Consider the following 14657-nt stretch of genomic DNA (forward strand, 5'->3'; position numbering starts at 1 on the left):
GCCGGTATCAGCGGATACCCTGAGCGGACAGCTCGACCACCTGACCGGCCTTGTCGGCGGTGATCAGGTTCGGACCCGAGGGCACGTTGCCGCCCGGCATCAGGCCGTACTTGGCGTTCAGCGCCATGAACACGACCGGCAGGTAACCCTGCAGATACTGCTGCTGGTCCACGGCAAAGGCCGCGTCACCATCGACGATCGACTGCAGGAAGTTGGCCGACAGGTCGAACGAGGCCACGTTCACGTCGCGCCCCGACCCTTTGACGGCGGCCACTGTGGGCTCACCGGCCGAGCTTGCGCCCAGCGCCATCACGGTATCGACGCCTTCATCAGAAGCCAGAGCCGCCGACACTTTCGACTCGATCTCGGACGGGTCGTTCGACGTGGGCAGAACAGTCACGTTGCCGCCAAAGCCTTCGGCAAAGCCCGCGCAGCGCAGGTCCAGCGCGACGTTTCCGACCTCGTGGTTCACGCAGATCGCGTTCTTGCCGCCCATTTCGGCCAGCTTCTCACCGGCGGCCTTGCCGGCGTCGAACTCATCCTGGCCGACATGCAGCGCCGCGCCCAGTTTCTTGGACACGTCCGAGCCCGAGTTCATCGAGATCACCGGGATGCCTGCGGCGACCGCGCGTTCGATCGAGGGGCCAAGCGCGTCGGCGTCCGGGATCGAGACGATCAGCCCGTCGGGCTCCTGGTTCACGGCAGCGTCGATCAGCTGCGACATGGCAACCATGTCGAAGGTTTCGGGCGCACGGTACTCGACGTTCACGCCCATATCCGTGCCGGCCTGCTCGACCCCGTTCTTGACCACGTTCCAGAACGCGTCATTCGCCTGGCCGTGCGATACCACGACGATGTCCTGCGCAAAGGCCGGAGTGACCAGCGCCAGCGCGCCGGCGGCCAAAGCACCTTTGAAAAATTTGTTCATTACGTTTCCTCCCACTAGGACAGATTTTTGTCTTGTCCGGGTCCTGGACCCATTCATCCGGCAAGGCCGAATCTCTGTCGCACCGATACGCATCGGGGCCGTTTCAGTTTCAATACTTCACGTCATTTTGCAACCGGTTTCAAAATTTCCTCCAGCTTTACCGGAATACCCGTCTTGGCCGATCGGGTCGCAGCTTCGGCCAGGGCCAGCGCTGCGACGCCGTCTTCCAACGTCACCGGCACGGCGGATCCGGTCTTGACCGCAGTCACGAACGCATCCCATTCCGCCCGATAGGCAGGCATGTAGCGTTCGAGAAAGAAGTAGGTCGGCTTGGCACTGATCACGCCGTCGGACGTGGATTTCACCAGGTTGTTCTCGAGCACGTTGCGCGCCTGCAGCAGCCCGCCGGACCCCAAGACCTCGACCCGTTGATCATAGCCGTATACGGCCCGGCGAGAATTCTTGATGACGGCGATCCGACCGTCCTTGTAGGTCATGGTGACGACGGCTGTGTCCACATCCCCCGCCTCGGCGATGGCGGGGTCCACGGTCGATGTGCCAACGGCCGAAACAGTGACCGGTAAGTCACCCATGATGAAATTGGCGAGGTCGAAATCATGTATCGTCATGTCCCGAAATAATCCGCCCGATACTTTGACATAGGAAATCGGGGGCGGCGCCGGATCAAAAGAAGTGATCGACAGCAATTCGGGGCTTCCGATCTCGCCGGACTGAACGGCGGATTTCAATGCGCCAAAGCCCGGATCGAAACGCCGATTGAACCCGATCATGACCGGTTGACCGGTACCTGCCACGGCTTGCTGGCAGGCGAGGGCGCGGTTCAGGTCCAGATCGACCGGCTTTTCGCACAGAACGGCCTTGCCCGCGGCGGTCGCCGCCTCGATGAGGTCCGAATGCGTATCCGTCGGCGTGGCGATCAGCACCGCGTCGATATCCGGGTCGGCGATGATGTCTTCCGACGTGCGCGCCACGGCACCATGCGCTTGCGCCAGACGTGCGGCGGCGTCTTCCATTGCGTCCGAAACCGCAACAAGCGTGCTGTCCGGGTGGTCCGAAATGGCTTGCGCGTGGACGGTTCCGATGCGCCCTGCTCCAAGCAATCCGATTCTGAGCATTGTGACCTCTGGGTATATTTCTGGCGGGAGCATGTTCTTTTTTGCAACCGGTTGCAAGGATTATTTGCGCCCTGTATGTGCCCGCGCTCTTGCCCGCCATTGCACCGCGGTCAGGACAGAACTCAGCCGGTCGTGGGCGGGGTCAATCTCTTGAATTTGCAGCCTGGGCATCCTTGGATGGCTTGGTATTGGCCCGTTTGGTTCTGCTTTTGTGATTTTTCAATCGTCTGTTAAACCTTTGAGTCGGGGCAGAAATTGACACCGATACCAAACCGCCCCGACCAAGGAGACGATGATTTGATGAATGTGTCCCTGCCGATTCCGCTGCTGGTCATGGCCATTCTCCCTGCTGCGTTGCTGGACCGATGTTCGGGCCAGAACACCGGCACCGCGCTGGGAGTTCTGGCGCGGGACCGGGTCGCACTGACGGCAACGGCCAATGAGATCATCGTGGAACTGCCTGTTGCAGAAGGGTCTCCGGTCAAGGTCGGCGACGTGCTGGTCAGGTTCGACACGGATCTGCAGACCGCGAAGCTGAACCTCGCGCAGGCGGAACTGGAAAAATCGCAGGCCACGCTACTGAAACTGGAAGTCGGCCCGCGCGAGGAAGAGATTGCGATCGCGCGCGCCAACGTCGCCGGTGCCGAGGCGCGTCTGCTGGACGCAGAGGCCGTGTATCAGAGGAATTCCCAGCTGGTCGTCAACTCGGTCGTAAGCCAGGCGCGCCTGGACCAGGATATTGCCGCACGCGATTCCGCTCGGGCGGCACTGGAAAGCGCTCGGGAATCCCTGAAAGAACTGGAAAACGGAACCCGCCCCGAAGATCTGTCGGTTGCCCGGGCCAATGTGCGGGCGGCCGAAGCGGCGGTTGCCGCCGAGCAGACCGTTCTGGATGACCTGACGGTTGTTGCGACACGGGACGGCATCCTGGATTCCCTTCCCTGGAACCTGGGGGAACGGGTCGCTCAGGGCAGCCCGGTCGCGGTGCTGGTGTCCGGCGCGGCCCCTTTCGCCCGCGTCTATGTCCCCGAACCCAGCCGGGTGGACATCGCTCCCGGAGACTCTCTCGAGGTTCGGGTCGACGGGCTGGACCAACCTCTGACGGGCACCGTGCGATGGGTCAGCGACGACCCGTCCTTCACCCCCTACTACGGGTTGAACAAGGATGATCGGACGCGGTTGGTCTATCTGGCAGAAATCGACCTGCCGGAAACCGCCCGAGATCTGCCTGCGGGCGTTCCCGTTCAGGTGAAGATGCCATGAGTGATCTGGTGGTCTCGACCCAGGGTCTGACGCGCCGATTCAAGGAAAAGACAGCCGTCAGCAACCTGGACCTGGAGATACGCCAGGGTCAGATCTATGGGTTTCTGGGCCCGAACGGCTGCGGCAAGACAACGACGATGCGAATGCTGACCGGACTGCTGACGCCCAGCAGCGGATCCGTCTCGGTGCTGGGCCGACCAATGCCGCAATACGCCGAGCCGCTGAAGAATGAAATCGGCTACATGACGCAGATCTTCTCGTATTACCGCGACATGACGGTGCTGGAGAACCTGCGCTTTGCCGCCGAGATCTATGGAATGCCGCGCCGCAAATCCGCCGACCGGATCGACGAGTTGCTGACAACCTACGACCTGACCGAAAACGCCAATCAACTGAGCGGCAGCATGAGCGGCGGGCAGCGGCAGAAACTGGCGCTGGCCGCGACGGTGCTGCACGGCCCCAAGCTGTTGTTTCTGGACGAGCCGACATCGGCCGTCGACCCCGAAACCCGCCGGTCTTTCTGGGAACAGCTGTTCGACCTGGTCGATCAGGGCGCGACGATGATCGTGTCCACGCATTTCATGGACGAGGCGGAACGGTGTCACAAGCTGGCCATCCTCGAGCATGGGGTGAAAAAGGCGGATGGATCGCCCCGGCAACTGATGGAAGACCTGAACGCCACCGTGATCGAGGCCGAAGGCGAGGGTCTGCGGCAGGTCAAACACCTACTGGACGACACGCCCAAGGTGCTGTCGACGGCGCAGGTGGGTGCCCGATTGCGCGTACTGGTGGACAAGTCGGAAAACGATCCGATGGCGATGATCACGTCGCGCCTGTCCGACTTTCCCAACCTGGCGATGTCCGTGCAGCGCCCCAATCTCGAAGACGTGTTCGTCAGCGCGACGAAGGGGCCCGCCCAATGAAATCGCTCCGCCGCATCACCGCCGTTCTCAAGAAAGAGCTGCTGCAACTGCGGCGTGACCGGATGACCTTTGCCATGGTCGTCATGATCCCGCTGATCCAGCTGCTGTTGTTCGGATACGCAATCAACACAAACATCCGCCATATACCGGTCGGGATCGTGGATCAGGCCGACTCGTCGCTGTCCCGGACCTTAGCTCAGATCGTTCAGGCTACGCAGGTCGTGACCATCACCGAGGTCTTCGCGACCCCGGAAGAAGCGGAGCAGGCGATCACCGAATCCACCGTGCGCGCCGCGTTCATCATTCCGCCCGACGTCGATGACCGGCTTGCCCGAAGCCCGTCCATCGGACTGGGCCTGCCCAACGCCACCAACCAGACATCCAGCCGCCCCGTGGCTCATTGGATCGTGGACGGGTCGGACACCATGGTGGCCAGCGCTATCAAATCCCTGCGCAGCATGCCACTGACCGAATTGCTGCGACAGCCGCCAAACCGTCAGGTCCCGACCTTCGAGGTCACGCTGTATTTCAATCCCGAGCAACGATCGGCGGTGAACATCGTTCCCGGCCTTGTGGGCGTCATCCTGACCATGACCATGATCCTGTTCACCTCGGCCGCCATCGTCCGAGAGCGCGAGCGGGGGAACATGGAGATGCTGATCAACACCCCGGTCAAATCCATCGAGCTGATGATCGGCAAGATCATTCCCTACATCTTCCTGGGCTTGCTGCAGGTCGCGATCATCCTCGGGCTGGGACATTTCCTGTTCGACGTCCCCATTAACGGAGGAATGATCCCGCTGCTGGTGGTAACGCTTCTGTTCATCATCGCCAGCCTGTCGCTTGGCCTTGTGATCTCGACGCTGGCTCAGAACCAGCTGCAGTCCATGCAGATGACGATTTTCGTTCTGCTGCCCTCGATCCTGATGTCGGGGTTCATGTTCCCGTTCGACGGGATGCCCAAACCGGTTCAGGTGATCGCCCAAGTGCTGCCGGCCACCCATTTCATGGACATGATCCGCGGCGTGGTTCTGCGGGATGCAACGCTTTACGCTCTGCGCGGCGACATCCTGTGGATGATCGGGTTTGCCGTCCTTGGGATGCTGGCTGCGACGCTCAGGTTCAAGAAACGCCTGGGATAAAAAGAAGGGCGGCCAAGGCCGCCCCAAGTGTCTGGATTGCCAGTCTCTTATCCGTGTCGGACCGTTCAGATGATCTCGTCCTCGTCGAACATGGGATCATCTTCCAGCTGCGCGTTGATATCTTCCATCGAGTCTTCGGCCTTTTCCACGGACCCGACCCGCCCCAGGTGAAACACGGCATCGCCCTCATTCACCACAGGCATGACCGCGCGCCCGACGATCAGGCCGTCGAACGGAGCGATGATGTCCTCGCTGGCTTCGCCGAACGGGTCCGATACGGCACCCAGCAGATCACCTTTGCGAACCAGTTCACCGTCCGCTTTGTAGATCCGGAGGATCCCCCCCATCGGGGCGCGCAACCACTTGCTGGACGAACAGAACTGCGGTGCCGCTTTGGGCTTGGAAATCCGCTTGGCGGGAACCATCCCCATGTGCCTCAGCACCCGCAGAATGCCAGCAAGGCCCGCGCGGATCGACAGTTCATCCAGGCGAAGCCCCTCGCCCGCTTCGTACAACAGAATATCTTTCCCCTGCGCCTTCGCCGCGCCGCGCAATGATCCATCGCGCAGGGGCGACTGGATGACGATCGGTGCTCCGAAAACGCTGGCCAGTTCCTTGGTCCGAGGGTTGTCGGGCGAGATCCGGATCTGCGGATAGTTCGTGCGATGGATCGCCGCCGAATGCAGATCGATCCCCAGATCCGAGCGGGCGACGATTTCTGTCATGAACAGATGCGCCAGCCGCGAGGCCAGCGACCCGTTCTCGCTGCCGGGAAACACCCGGTTCAGGTCGCGACGGTCGGGCAGATAGCGCGAATGGTTGATGAAGCCGAACGCATTCACGATCGGCACCGCGATCAGCGTGCCTTTCAAGGTCGCCAGGTTGGGCGCACGCAACAGGCGGCGAATGATCTCGACGCCGATCACCTCATCACCATGCACCCCACCGCTGACAAAAACGGTGGGCCCGTCCTGTCGGCCGTGCACCACATGCGCTGACATGGTCACCGGGGTATGGTCCGACAGAACGCTGACCGGCAGATCCACGGTAAGCCGCGATCCCGGCGCCACAGTGGCCTGGCCGATCGTGAATGGCTGCCGCTTTGCCATGCCGTTACCCTTTGCCCTTGGTCTTGGTGGCCCCGGCTTTTGCGTTCTTTTCCAGGAACTCGATCATCTTTCCGGCAATATCCAGCCCCGTGGCTTTTTCCACACCCTCCAGGCCCGGCGAGGAATTGACCTCCATCACCACAGCGCCGTGGTTGGCGCGCAGCATGTCGACGCCGCAGGCATTCAGGCCCATCGACTTGGCCGCGCGAACGGCCGTTGCACGCTCTTCCGGTGTCAGCTTGACCACCTTGGCCGAACCGCCGCGATGCAGGTTCGAGCGGAAGTCGCCCTCGGCGCCGGTGCGTTTCATCGCAGCGACAACCTTTCCGCCCACCACGATGGCCCGAATGTCGGTTCCTCCGGCTTCCTTGATGAACTCCTGCAGCAGGATGTTCACACCCGCACCGCGGAACGCCTCGACAACCGATTTGGCGGACCGGTCCGTATCGGCCAGAACGACACCGATGCCTTGCGTCCCTTCCAGCAGCTTGATGACGATGGGAGCGCCACCGGCCAGTCTCAGCACCTCGTCGGTCTGTTTGGGGTCGTGAGCAAAGGTTGTGACGGGCAGGCCGACACCGTCGCGGGCCAGCAACTGCATCGACCGCAGCTTGTCGCGCGACCGGCCGATGGCGACGCTTTCGTTCAACGGGTAGACACCCATCATTTCGAACTGACGTAACACTGCGGTTCCGTAGAAGGTGACCGAGGCACCGATCCGCGGAATCACCGCGTCATACCCCGTCAGCTTTTCGCCGTTGTAATAGATCTCGGGGCGACGGGTTGCGATGTTCATGTAGCACCGCAGGGTGTCGATGATGTCGAGCTGATGCCCACGCTCCTCGGCCGCTTCCTTGAGGCGGCGGTGCGTGTACAGGTTGGCATTGCGCGCCAGCATGGCAATCTTCATGACAAATCCCCTTTGTCTTGGTGTTTTGGTTTGCCGCGCAACAGATGCGCGCGCTTGGTGTGAACGGCGATCGCGTGGTTCTTCAGCGCCGCCCGACCCACGATCATCCGAAAGGTCATGTTCGTGCGATCGGTCAGAGACAGATCCAGCGGCCAGGTTTCGTCGCCCAACCGGATGGTGGTTCGGATGACGATCCTGTTTTCAGGAATTCCGCTGGTGTTCTTGATGTTGCGCCTTTCCTTGATCGGAGCCTCGATACGGACCATGCCTTCTCCGCCCGGCACCTCCGTCAGGAAGGACACCCAGTGATGTCCGTCCCGTTGAAACCGCCGAATGTCGGTTGCATGCAGCGCTGACGTGCGGGCGCCAGTGTCGATCTTGGCCTTGATGTCGTTCAATGGCAGGTCGGGAAGGTCGATGTATTCCATCCAACCAATGACCTTCGGCATCTGCGGCTGACCCTTGTCCGAAACGTTTGCCATGATCACACCAGCCAAGGCATCAGAAGGGTTGCAAGGCTGAGCACGAAGAAGAAGCCGGCCATGTCCGTAATCGTGGTCAACAGCGGGCCACTTGCGGCGGCCGGGTCCTGTCCGATCCGCTTCAGCAGCAAAGGAACAACACCGCCGATGGATACCGCCAGCATCGTATTGAGTGCCAGCGCAGTACCAATCACCAGACCCAGAGCCGGATTGCCTTTCCAGAACCACGCGACCAGCCCGATCAGAATACCCAGCGCGATCCCATTGATGACCCCGACCGAAATCTCCTTGATCCAGACCCGCACAGCATCTTGCGGCCGCACCAACCCCAGGCTCAATTCACGCATGGTGACGCCAACGGCCTGGTTGCCGGAACAGCCGCTCATGTCAGATACCATCGGCAGGAAGATGGCCAGCGCAATCACGGCGGCCAGTGTTTCTTCGTAGGCCGAGATCACGCTGGCCGCGATGATGTTGAGCACGATGTTGGCCGCAAGCCAGGCCAGCCGGCGACGGGACCGCACCGACAAAGGCATCGAGCGCAACTCGTCGCCAACCACACCCTGACGTTTGAGGCTTTCACTTTCCGAGCGTTCCAGAGTGGCTTCTGCCACCGCCGTGCGGGACACGACACCCGCCAGGACTCCGTCGGCATAAACCACCGGCACCCCCAGGAAAGGGTGATCGTTGAACACGTCTTCCAGCTGTTCCAACGGGGTGTCCACGGTCACGGTCAGAGGTTGAACCATGATGCTTGTCAGCTTTTCGCTGCGCTTGGCGGTCAGCAGGCTGCGCAGCGATACCACGCCCACGGCGCGCCCCTCGGAATCGACAATATAGGGGTGCTGCCCGCGGTACCTTTCAAAATCCTCGTCGTCCGAAGCAAGTTCGCGCAGGACATTGCCAACGGTCTGCGTGTCGCGGAACTTGAACACCTCGGTCATCATCAGACCGCCGGCGGTATCATCCTCGAACGTGCTGAGCAGGCGGACATCCGCAGCCTCTTCGGCGTCCATTTCGGACAGGATAGCCTCGGCATCCGGCGTATCCAACTCGCCAATAACGTCGGCCTGGATATCCGAATCCAGCTGTTCGATGATCTCGGCAGCACGCTCGGGCTTGAGGCGTTCCACAAGCTCGACCGCCATCTCGTTAGGCGCTTCTTCGACCAGTTCCGCGGCAAGTCCAACGGGCACGATCTCCAGAACGGTATCGCGCTCGGCCGGTGTCAGCTGAAGAACTTCGCGCAGGGCTTCGCTGCTGGTCAGCGAATCCAGAAGCGCCTCAAGCTCGGACGCATTGGACTGCTCGACCGCTTCCTTGATCCGAAGCGAAAGCTCATCGTCGGTTGAGGGAATGTCTACGTTTCCGTCCATGCCTTGGCCATTCAATTGGGTTGTCGTTCCTTTATATAGGTGATAAATTTTTGTCTATAGACAAAATTGGATGAGATATAGAATGTCTGACTTCACGAATGCCGCGGAAACCCTGGCCGGACTCTATACCAGAGAATTCGGAGGAAAGGCCTCGGGCCGGTATCGCATCCCGCAGAAGCTGCTGCGTGAACTGTGTGGCCGGAGAAGGCTGTACCAGGAGGACATCACGGCTCTGACCCGTGAACTTCTGGAAATGGGCTATGTCATGATTGATTTGGACAGCTTCTTTGTCGTCATGAGCGCCAATTCCTTCGTGAACTATCGGCGAGTCGGCAAGGAAATGCTGGCCCACACGGAAGGCACCAGCTGAGTCCCATTGCAGGCAATTGTCGCAATGGTGCCCGATCTTGTCAGATCCTCAGTGCGCGAGCCGCCGCAGTCTTTGTTGCAGAAACTTTCTGGACGCAAGGTTCGGTGCCGCTTCTATGGCCTGCCGATAGGCCGCGACCGCCGCGGCGGTGCGGCCCGTCTTCTGCAGAATATGCGCGCGGGCCGCGTGCCACGGCTGAAAATCGTCAAGATCGGGCCGCAGGCTGTCCAGCTTGTCCAAGGCCAGTTGGGCATGACCCGCCTCGGCCATCACGACCGCCCAGTTCAGGGCAACCACCGGGGTTGGCTCACAGGCCCATAGGGACTGATACAGCAGCGACATCTGCCGCCAATCCGGGACCGGCGCCATCATGTGGCAATCCGCAATGGCGGCCTTGAGTTGAAACGGTCCCGGTTTTCTCTGGTCGACCGCAGCTTGCAGGAGCCGCTGCGCCTCACGTATCTGATCCTGCCGCCAAAGCGTTCGGTCCTGATCCTCTACGGGCACCATAGCGCCATCAGCGTCGATACGCGCAGGGCGGCGGGCATCGGTCATTAGCATCAGGGCCAGCGCACCTTCGATCTCGGGCTCTCGCGGTCGGAGGTCCCGCAGAACCCGCGCAAGGTAGATACCTTCGTGGCAGAGATCCCGCGGTCCCGTATCCTCGGTCACGTATCCGGTGGTGAAGATCAGGTAGAGGGTCGTCAGCACCGTATCCAAACGTTCCGGCCAGATTTCCGGATCGGGAACGGAGTACCCAATCCCCTTGGCGCGAATCTTGGCCTTGGCTCGGGACAGGCGCTGGCCCATCGTCTGGTCGTTGTCCAAAAATGCTGCGGCGATCTCCCGTGTGGTCAGGTTGCAGACCGTGCGCAAGGTCAGCGCGATGCGTGACTTCTGGTCCAGCGCGGGGTGGCAGCAGGTGAAGATCAGACGCAACCGGTCATCCGGTATCTGCTCAGGCAGGTCGTCCGTCACGGAGTCGGGCAGGGTTACGGCCAGGGCTGCTGTTTTCCGACCTTCCCTATGTTGCGCTCGAATGCGATCGATGCCCTTGTTCAGACCAACCCGCATCAACCATGCGGTCGGGTTGTCCGGAACTCCGCTGCGGCTCCAGTGTTTCACGGCCGAGATTGCGGCCTCCTGCAGTGCGTCCTCGGCCAGTTGGAAGTCACCCAACCGGTTGATCAGGCCGGCCAATAGCCGCCCCCGATCCCGCCGCAACACATCATCAATGACATGCCCAACTGCGATCGCTTTGGGGGCGGCATTCTTCATGGATTATCCTGCCGGATTGTAGTCCATCAAAGGCCGAACCTCGATGGTACCGTAGTTGGCGGCCGGGATCAGCGCCGCGTATTTCAACGCCGCATCCAAGTCGGCAACGTCAACCACATAGTATCCGCCAAGATGCTCACGCGTTTCGGCATAGGGCCCGTCCATGGTTTCAGCTTTTCCGGAGCGGATCCGAAGGGTGGTTGCTGTTTCGATCCCTTGCAGACCCTCGCCATCGCAAAGAACACCATCCGCTTTCATCCGCTCATTGGCGGCAAAGAAGCCACTCATCATCTCGTCAAACTCCCGGGTGCCATAGGCCGGTTCCTGCGCGGGGTCAGTGTAGATCAACAGCATGTATTTCATAGCAATAATCCTTTTCAAAAGTTATGGGTCAAAGACCGAATATCCGGGCTGCGATGCAGATCATCATGATCAGCGCGGCCAGGACATTGGTGCCATTACCGACATAGCGGAGCGGGTGGCCGGCATTGTCAATCTTCAACCCGAAGGGATGCACAGCTCGTCCGATCACCAGCAAAATGCCCGCCGCGTTGAGGAAAAGCGCTGATGTACAGACCCCTTCGCCCAGCATCATCAATATCAATATGAAGGTCGCCCAGTCCTGGCAGTTTCCATGTTGGCGCACGCGCAACATCAGCGCCATGTCGCCGCCATCGCCGATGGATTGGCCCGTGGCCGACCGCATCCCCGAGACACGAAACCATAAGACGAGCCAGATCATCGCCACTAGCAACGCATAAATCGGTGTCGTTGAAAAAACCATCTATCGTCCTTCCTGTTTTCAGGTTCGTGCCCCAAGGACGTCGGGTTTTCTCAGATTTCGACAGGTGCTGAGATTTTTTGTTGGCGCGCTGCAACTCTTGCGCATTTTGCGTGTTTCTTACGTTTTGTATGTCGGCGATTTTTGGGTTGGTGCCAAGTGTGCGGTGGAGAACGAGCAAAGCCGCCCTTGGGCGGCTCGTTCGGTGTTTTGTTCGACTTTGCTGGTTGCGGGAGCATGAAACTGCCGACAGTTGACCCTTTTGGGTTGGCAATACAATAGAACTACTACACCCGACAGAATTTCAGTCTTCACCCACTGAAGTGGTCCGCTGCTATGTCAAGATAGGCGGTTGATCCTAGTGCAAAAATTCGCCTGAGAGAAAGGCAACAAATCCGCTGCGCGAGTGGCAAGATCGATGAAGTAGTACTCTGCGGCCGGTTCCAAGCACAGTTTCTCGTGAGCTAAATCCGACGGGCGAGCCAGTGCAAACCAAAGCGCCTTGCCAAATGGCGGCGATATCTGCGCTTCGGTGACATTCCAGCATCGGGCGATAAATCCAGTTGTTCGGCCCAAGGCGTGCGCCCGGCCATTTCGCAATAGATGCCGCCCCAAGGGTGCTTAAGAGGCGCAGTCCACGGTTTAACGGAACCCGCAAAATGAAGGATAACCGGCACCTCAAAATCGCCGATCAAACGTGTAGGATAAAATGTATAATTGTATCTCCGCTCGCATCCCATGACTTGTCCTGCAAGTGCGATATTCAGCGCGCATTGATCATGCCAGACAAGCCGATCGGACATGGTTGTAAGAACTTCAAACACACGTTTTTCGACGTTTTGTTTCCGCCAGAGGTTTAGATCAATCAACATAACGCCTGAGCTGAAATACTGTGACGGACCCACGCCCAAATCCTCATGAAGTGCGTTGCCAACCTGATATGCCGCAACTATGCTGCCACCGAGATCTCGATCATATAGTTCCGCCAAAGAACTGAGTACCAAAGTATCGCAATCTAAATACAAGACCCGGGTAACAGTCTTTGGAAGAATGCTCCCCAAAGAACACCGGTAGAGCGCCGCCGATGAAATATGCGGTTCATCCCGCAAGCTGCCCCAAATCTCCGAATACGCGTAGTTTGAGATTTCAATGAATTGGGTGCGGAGCTCAATGTCGTTGCAAAAGGTTTGCAGCTTAAACAGCTCGTCACATGCGGGAAAACCATGAACGAGATACAATTCCAAATCACTTCGAACATTTGTGGCAGCAAGTGAATAGAGCGCCGCCGACAATGGCGCGATCATATTTCTGTCAAAAGTGAAAAGAATATTCATCTCAACCGTCTTTCTGCAAGTGCACTGACATCTGCACGCAAGATCACTTGAATATGCATGCTCAACAAGCATGTTTTTCCACGAACGCAGTCTGCGGTCGCACTCTAAGGCGCGCGCTTCGCATCCGATTTAAGTAGTTGATTTTCTTGCGAAAACCAAGTTTGATTTTTTGTGACCAAAACTACGGAGACATTGGGCGTCACCCCAAAGATCTCTCAACCCTACAACCCTTCGCATTTGAGAGCATGTTCTGCTAACCCTTGGTGAGAAACATTAGGTGCGCAAAGCTAAGTTGTCTATGCCGAGGCTGACCTTTTTCGCGCTGGGCTCTCTGTAGGACAATCTGCCCAACACGGGTGTCAAAGCCTGGGCCGGAGGCATGCCCCTAGTTGGTATTGCCACGGGAGGCTTACCTAATCTTGTGGCCGATCGCGAGATGGGTGCCCTGGCATACCCGCCACACCCAGCGGCCTTGGACGCGCGACCCGCGCCCATGCCGAGGCCAGCTTTGCCCCGGCACGCATTGGCTCGGCCTATGAGAACCCTTATAAGTCAGTAATACGAATACACCTGCCTTAAAGCGGTCCGTCATCCGGCGCAATCTCTCCCAAACCGCCAATTGGAGCTGGCGCCCTACGGCGCGAGATCTGACGAGCGGGATTGAAATAGATCGAAGTGACCTGCCGATACGCATTAATAGGGGCAAAATCGGTGAAATCAGCACGAGGCCACCTCATTGCAGCATCGAGGGAAGCCAGAACCCTTGGGTAGCGTTCAGAATTGTCGAGGACAATCAGCGCAGGAACAGCTCGACCGGCCTTTACCTCCTCCATGACATACCCTGCGCAAAGACGGCGATGTATTCCATCGATCACCACGATATCCGCATCTGCCACTTCAGGTCGCCGGGTATATGTTTCGGGTTCGGTGGCGAGATGAATGTCAAACCCTGCTGATCGGGCCAGCGTTTTTGACACCTCATCATACCATCCTTGACTATGCTCAATCGCGGTGACCATCGCGCCACGTTTTGCATAAAACACTGAGGAGTGCCCACTGCCATATTCCAGAACGCGAACTCCGTTCAAATCATACGAGTCGATGTATTCAATCGCCGAGTATGCGTACCAAGGGATCTCCTCTCCCGCAGCGTCTACGCAGCGCACCTCAAGTACGCTTCGATAGTGGCCAAGATCATCCGACAACACGCGAAGCGCATCGCCTTCAGTTTTCTGTTGGCGGTTTAGCAAAAGCTTTAACCACTTCCATCCAAAACTCGACAGCATGTTGTTACCTTAGACTGCGGACCTGTGCTTCTGTGTTGGCTAAGCAACGACCATTCGATGAGACTTACTTAATTTACAGTACGGAGACATCACTAAATTGCGAAGGGCATGAAAATTCTTGTAAGCGTTTTGTGAAACCGCGCAGCTTGAATCTGCGTCTTCTGGTTTTGAGCCTGACGCGGTGAAGACGTTGAGCAATTGATCCAGTGGATCAATTTTTGTGTTAGCGGGCTGTATTTTGATTTTGTGGATTTGGTTGCGGGAGCAGGATTTGAACCTGCGACCTTCAGGTTATGAGCCTGACGAGCTACCGGGCTGCTCCATCCCGCGACACTTTGG

Annotated in this window: 15 protein-coding genes and 1 tRNA gene; 4 read left to right on the plus strand and 12 right to left on the minus strand. The window is 58.8% G+C overall.

All coding sequences use genetic code 11. The annotated features are described in order from the left end of the window. Positions 1–7: 7 nt before the first annotated feature. Both ACR0LD_RS15650 and iolG read right to left on the minus strand, forming a co-directional pair. Positions 8–928 carry a sugar ABC transporter substrate-binding protein gene (locus ACR0LD_RS15650; RefSeq protein ID WP_480637832.1) on the minus strand — a complete coding sequence of 307 codons (921 nt, stop codon included), beginning with the start codon at positions 926–928 and terminating at the stop codon, positions 8–10. Between the two features lie 122 nt (positions 929–1050). Continuing rightward, the gene (gene iolG, locus ACR0LD_RS15655; RefSeq protein WP_480637834.1) at positions 1051–2064 is read right to left on the minus strand and encodes an inositol 2-dehydrogenase; all 1014 of its coding nucleotides are present in this window, start codon (positions 2062–2064) and stop codon (positions 1051–1053) included. A gap of 300 nt (positions 2065–2364) precedes the next feature. On the opposite strand from iolG, the gene ACR0LD_RS15660 reads away from it, so the two are divergent. The 3 genes from ACR0LD_RS15660 to ACR0LD_RS15670 are packed head-to-tail and all read left to right on the plus strand — an operon-like array spanning position 2365 to position 5392. Next, the gene (locus ACR0LD_RS15660; protein ID WP_254432983.1) at positions 2365–3327 is read left to right on the plus strand and encodes an HlyD family secretion protein; all 963 of its coding nucleotides are present in this window, start codon (positions 2365–2367) and stop codon (positions 3325–3327) included. Then, a complete protein-coding gene (locus ACR0LD_RS15665) occupies positions 3324–4250 on the plus strand; it encodes an ABC transporter ATP-binding protein (protein WP_170367482.1) in 927 nt (308 codons plus the stop codon). Before ACR0LD_RS15660 ends, ACR0LD_RS15665 begins: the two co-directional genes overlap by 4 nt. Continuing rightward, on the plus strand, positions 4247–5392 hold the full coding sequence (locus ACR0LD_RS15670; RefSeq protein ID WP_170367481.1) for an ABC transporter permease: 1146 nt from the start codon (positions 4247–4249) through the stop codon (positions 5390–5392). Before ACR0LD_RS15665 ends, ACR0LD_RS15670 begins: the two co-directional genes overlap by 4 nt. A gap of 65 nt (positions 5393–5457) precedes the next feature. Here the strand turns inward: ACR0LD_RS15670 and ACR0LD_RS15675 are convergent, their stop codons facing one another. From ACR0LD_RS15675 to mgtE, 4 genes are read right to left on the minus strand one after another with little or no spacing between them, the layout of a single operon-like run. Next, complete coding sequence (locus ACR0LD_RS15675) at positions 5458–6501, minus strand: succinylglutamate desuccinylase/aspartoacylase family protein (protein ID WP_170343207.1); 1044 nt, start codon at positions 6499–6501, stop codon at positions 5458–5460. A 4-nt stretch (positions 6502–6505) separates the two neighbouring features. Beyond that, positions 6506–7411, minus strand: a complete 906-nt coding sequence (gene rimK, locus ACR0LD_RS15680) for a 30S ribosomal protein S6--L-glutamate ligase (RefSeq protein ID WP_093963715.1) — start codon at positions 7409–7411, stop codon at positions 6506–6508. Continuing rightward, entirely contained in the window at positions 7408–7893 is a 486-nt protein-coding gene (locus ACR0LD_RS15685) for an ATP-dependent zinc protease family protein (protein ID WP_480637837.1), read from the minus strand. The genes rimK and ACR0LD_RS15685 overlap by 4 nt, the downstream gene beginning before the upstream one ends. Before the next feature lie 2 nt (positions 7894–7895). Further along, complete coding sequence (mgtE, locus tag ACR0LD_RS15690; RefSeq protein WP_480637839.1) at positions 7896–9269, minus strand: magnesium transporter; 1374 nt, start codon at positions 9267–9269, stop codon at positions 7896–7898. A gap of 82 nt (positions 9270–9351) precedes the next feature. On the opposite strand from mgtE, the gene ACR0LD_RS15695 reads away from it, so the two are divergent. Then, on the plus strand, positions 9352–9639 hold the full coding sequence (locus ACR0LD_RS15695; RefSeq protein ID WP_217360384.1) for a hypothetical protein: 288 nt from the start codon (positions 9352–9354) through the stop codon (positions 9637–9639). Between the two features lie 48 nt (positions 9640–9687). Here the strand turns inward: ACR0LD_RS15695 and ACR0LD_RS15700 are convergent, their stop codons facing one another. The 6 genes from ACR0LD_RS15700 to ACR0LD_RS15725 all read right to left on the minus strand — a co-directional run bounded on the left by ACR0LD_RS15700 (position 9688) and on the right by ACR0LD_RS15725 (position 14648). Beyond that, on the minus strand, positions 9688–10917 hold the full coding sequence (locus ACR0LD_RS15700) for an RNA polymerase sigma factor (RefSeq protein WP_480637842.1): 1230 nt from the start codon (positions 10915–10917) through the stop codon (positions 9688–9690). 3 nt (positions 10918–10920) lie between these two features. Next, a complete protein-coding gene (locus ACR0LD_RS15705) occupies positions 10921–11280 on the minus strand; it encodes a YciI family protein (RefSeq protein WP_170359778.1) in 360 nt (119 codons plus the stop codon). Between the two features lie 28 nt (positions 11281–11308). Further along, positions 11309–11701 (minus strand): MAPEG family protein, encoded by a 393-nt coding sequence (locus ACR0LD_RS15710; protein ID WP_170367475.1) that lies wholly within the window; start codon positions 11699–11701, stop codon positions 11309–11311. Between the two features lie 461 nt (positions 11702–12162). Then, positions 12163–13032: a glycosyltransferase family 8 protein gene (locus ACR0LD_RS15715; protein ID WP_480637845.1), complete on the minus strand. Its 870-nt coding sequence runs from the start codon at positions 13030–13032 to the stop codon at positions 12163–12165. A gap of 575 nt (positions 13033–13607) precedes the next feature. Then, a complete protein-coding gene (locus ACR0LD_RS15720; RefSeq protein WP_170367473.1) occupies positions 13608–14318 on the minus strand; it encodes a hypothetical protein in 711 nt (236 codons plus the stop codon). Between the two features lie 253 nt (positions 14319–14571). Beyond that, positions 14572–14648 (minus strand) — tRNA-Met (locus ACR0LD_RS15725). Between the last annotated feature and the right edge of the window lie 9 nt (positions 14649–14657).

It is taken from the genome of Ruegeria sp. BF8 (genome assembly GCF_056538625.1).

Coding starts and splice junctions, on each gene's coding strand:
- ACR0LD_RS15650 (WP_480637832.1), bottom strand. CDS start 928: ATGAACAAATTTTTCAAAGGTGCTTTGGCCGCCGGCGCGCTGGCGCTG.
- iolG (WP_480637834.1), bottom strand. CDS start 2,064: ATGCTCAGAATCGGATTGCTTGGAGCAGGGCGCATCGGAACCGTCCAC.
- ACR0LD_RS15660 (WP_254432983.1), top strand. CDS start 2,365: ATGAATGTGTCCCTGCCGATTCCGCTGCTGGTCATGGCCATTCTCCCT.
- ACR0LD_RS15665 (WP_170367482.1), top strand. CDS start 3,324: ATGAGTGATCTGGTGGTCTCGACCCAGGGTCTGACGCGCCGATTCAAG.
- ACR0LD_RS15670 (WP_170367481.1), top strand. CDS start 4,247: ATGAAATCGCTCCGCCGCATCACCGCCGTTCTCAAGAAAGAGCTGCTG.
- ACR0LD_RS15675 (WP_170343207.1), bottom strand. CDS start 6,501: ATGGCAAAGCGGCAGCCATTCACGATCGGCCAGGCCACTGTGGCGCCG.
- rimK (WP_093963715.1), bottom strand. CDS start 7,411: ATGAAGATTGCCATGCTGGCGCGCAATGCCAACCTGTACACGCACCGC.
- ACR0LD_RS15685 (WP_480637837.1), bottom strand. CDS start 7,893: ATGGCAAACGTTTCGGACAAGGGTCAGCCGCAGATGCCGAAGGTCATT.
- mgtE (WP_480637839.1), bottom strand. CDS start 9,269: ATGGACGGAAACGTAGACATTCCCTCAACCGACGATGAGCTTTCGCTT.
- ACR0LD_RS15695 (WP_217360384.1), top strand. CDS start 9,352: ATGTCTGACTTCACGAATGCCGCGGAAACCCTGGCCGGACTCTATACC.
- ACR0LD_RS15700 (WP_480637842.1), bottom strand. CDS start 10,917: ATGAAGAATGCCGCCCCCAAAGCGATCGCAGTTGGGCATGTCATTGAT.
- ACR0LD_RS15705 (WP_170359778.1), bottom strand. CDS start 11,280: ATGAAATACATGCTGTTGATCTACACTGACCCCGCGCAGGAACCGGCC.
- ACR0LD_RS15710 (WP_170367475.1), bottom strand. CDS start 11,701: ATGGTTTTTTCAACGACACCGATTTATGCGTTGCTAGTGGCGATGATC.
- ACR0LD_RS15715 (WP_480637845.1), bottom strand. CDS start 13,032: ATGAATATTCTTTTCACTTTTGACAGAAATATGATCGCGCCATTGTCG.
- ACR0LD_RS15720 (WP_170367473.1), bottom strand. CDS start 14,318: ATGCTGTCGAGTTTTGGATGGAAGTGGTTAAAGCTTTTGCTAAACCGC.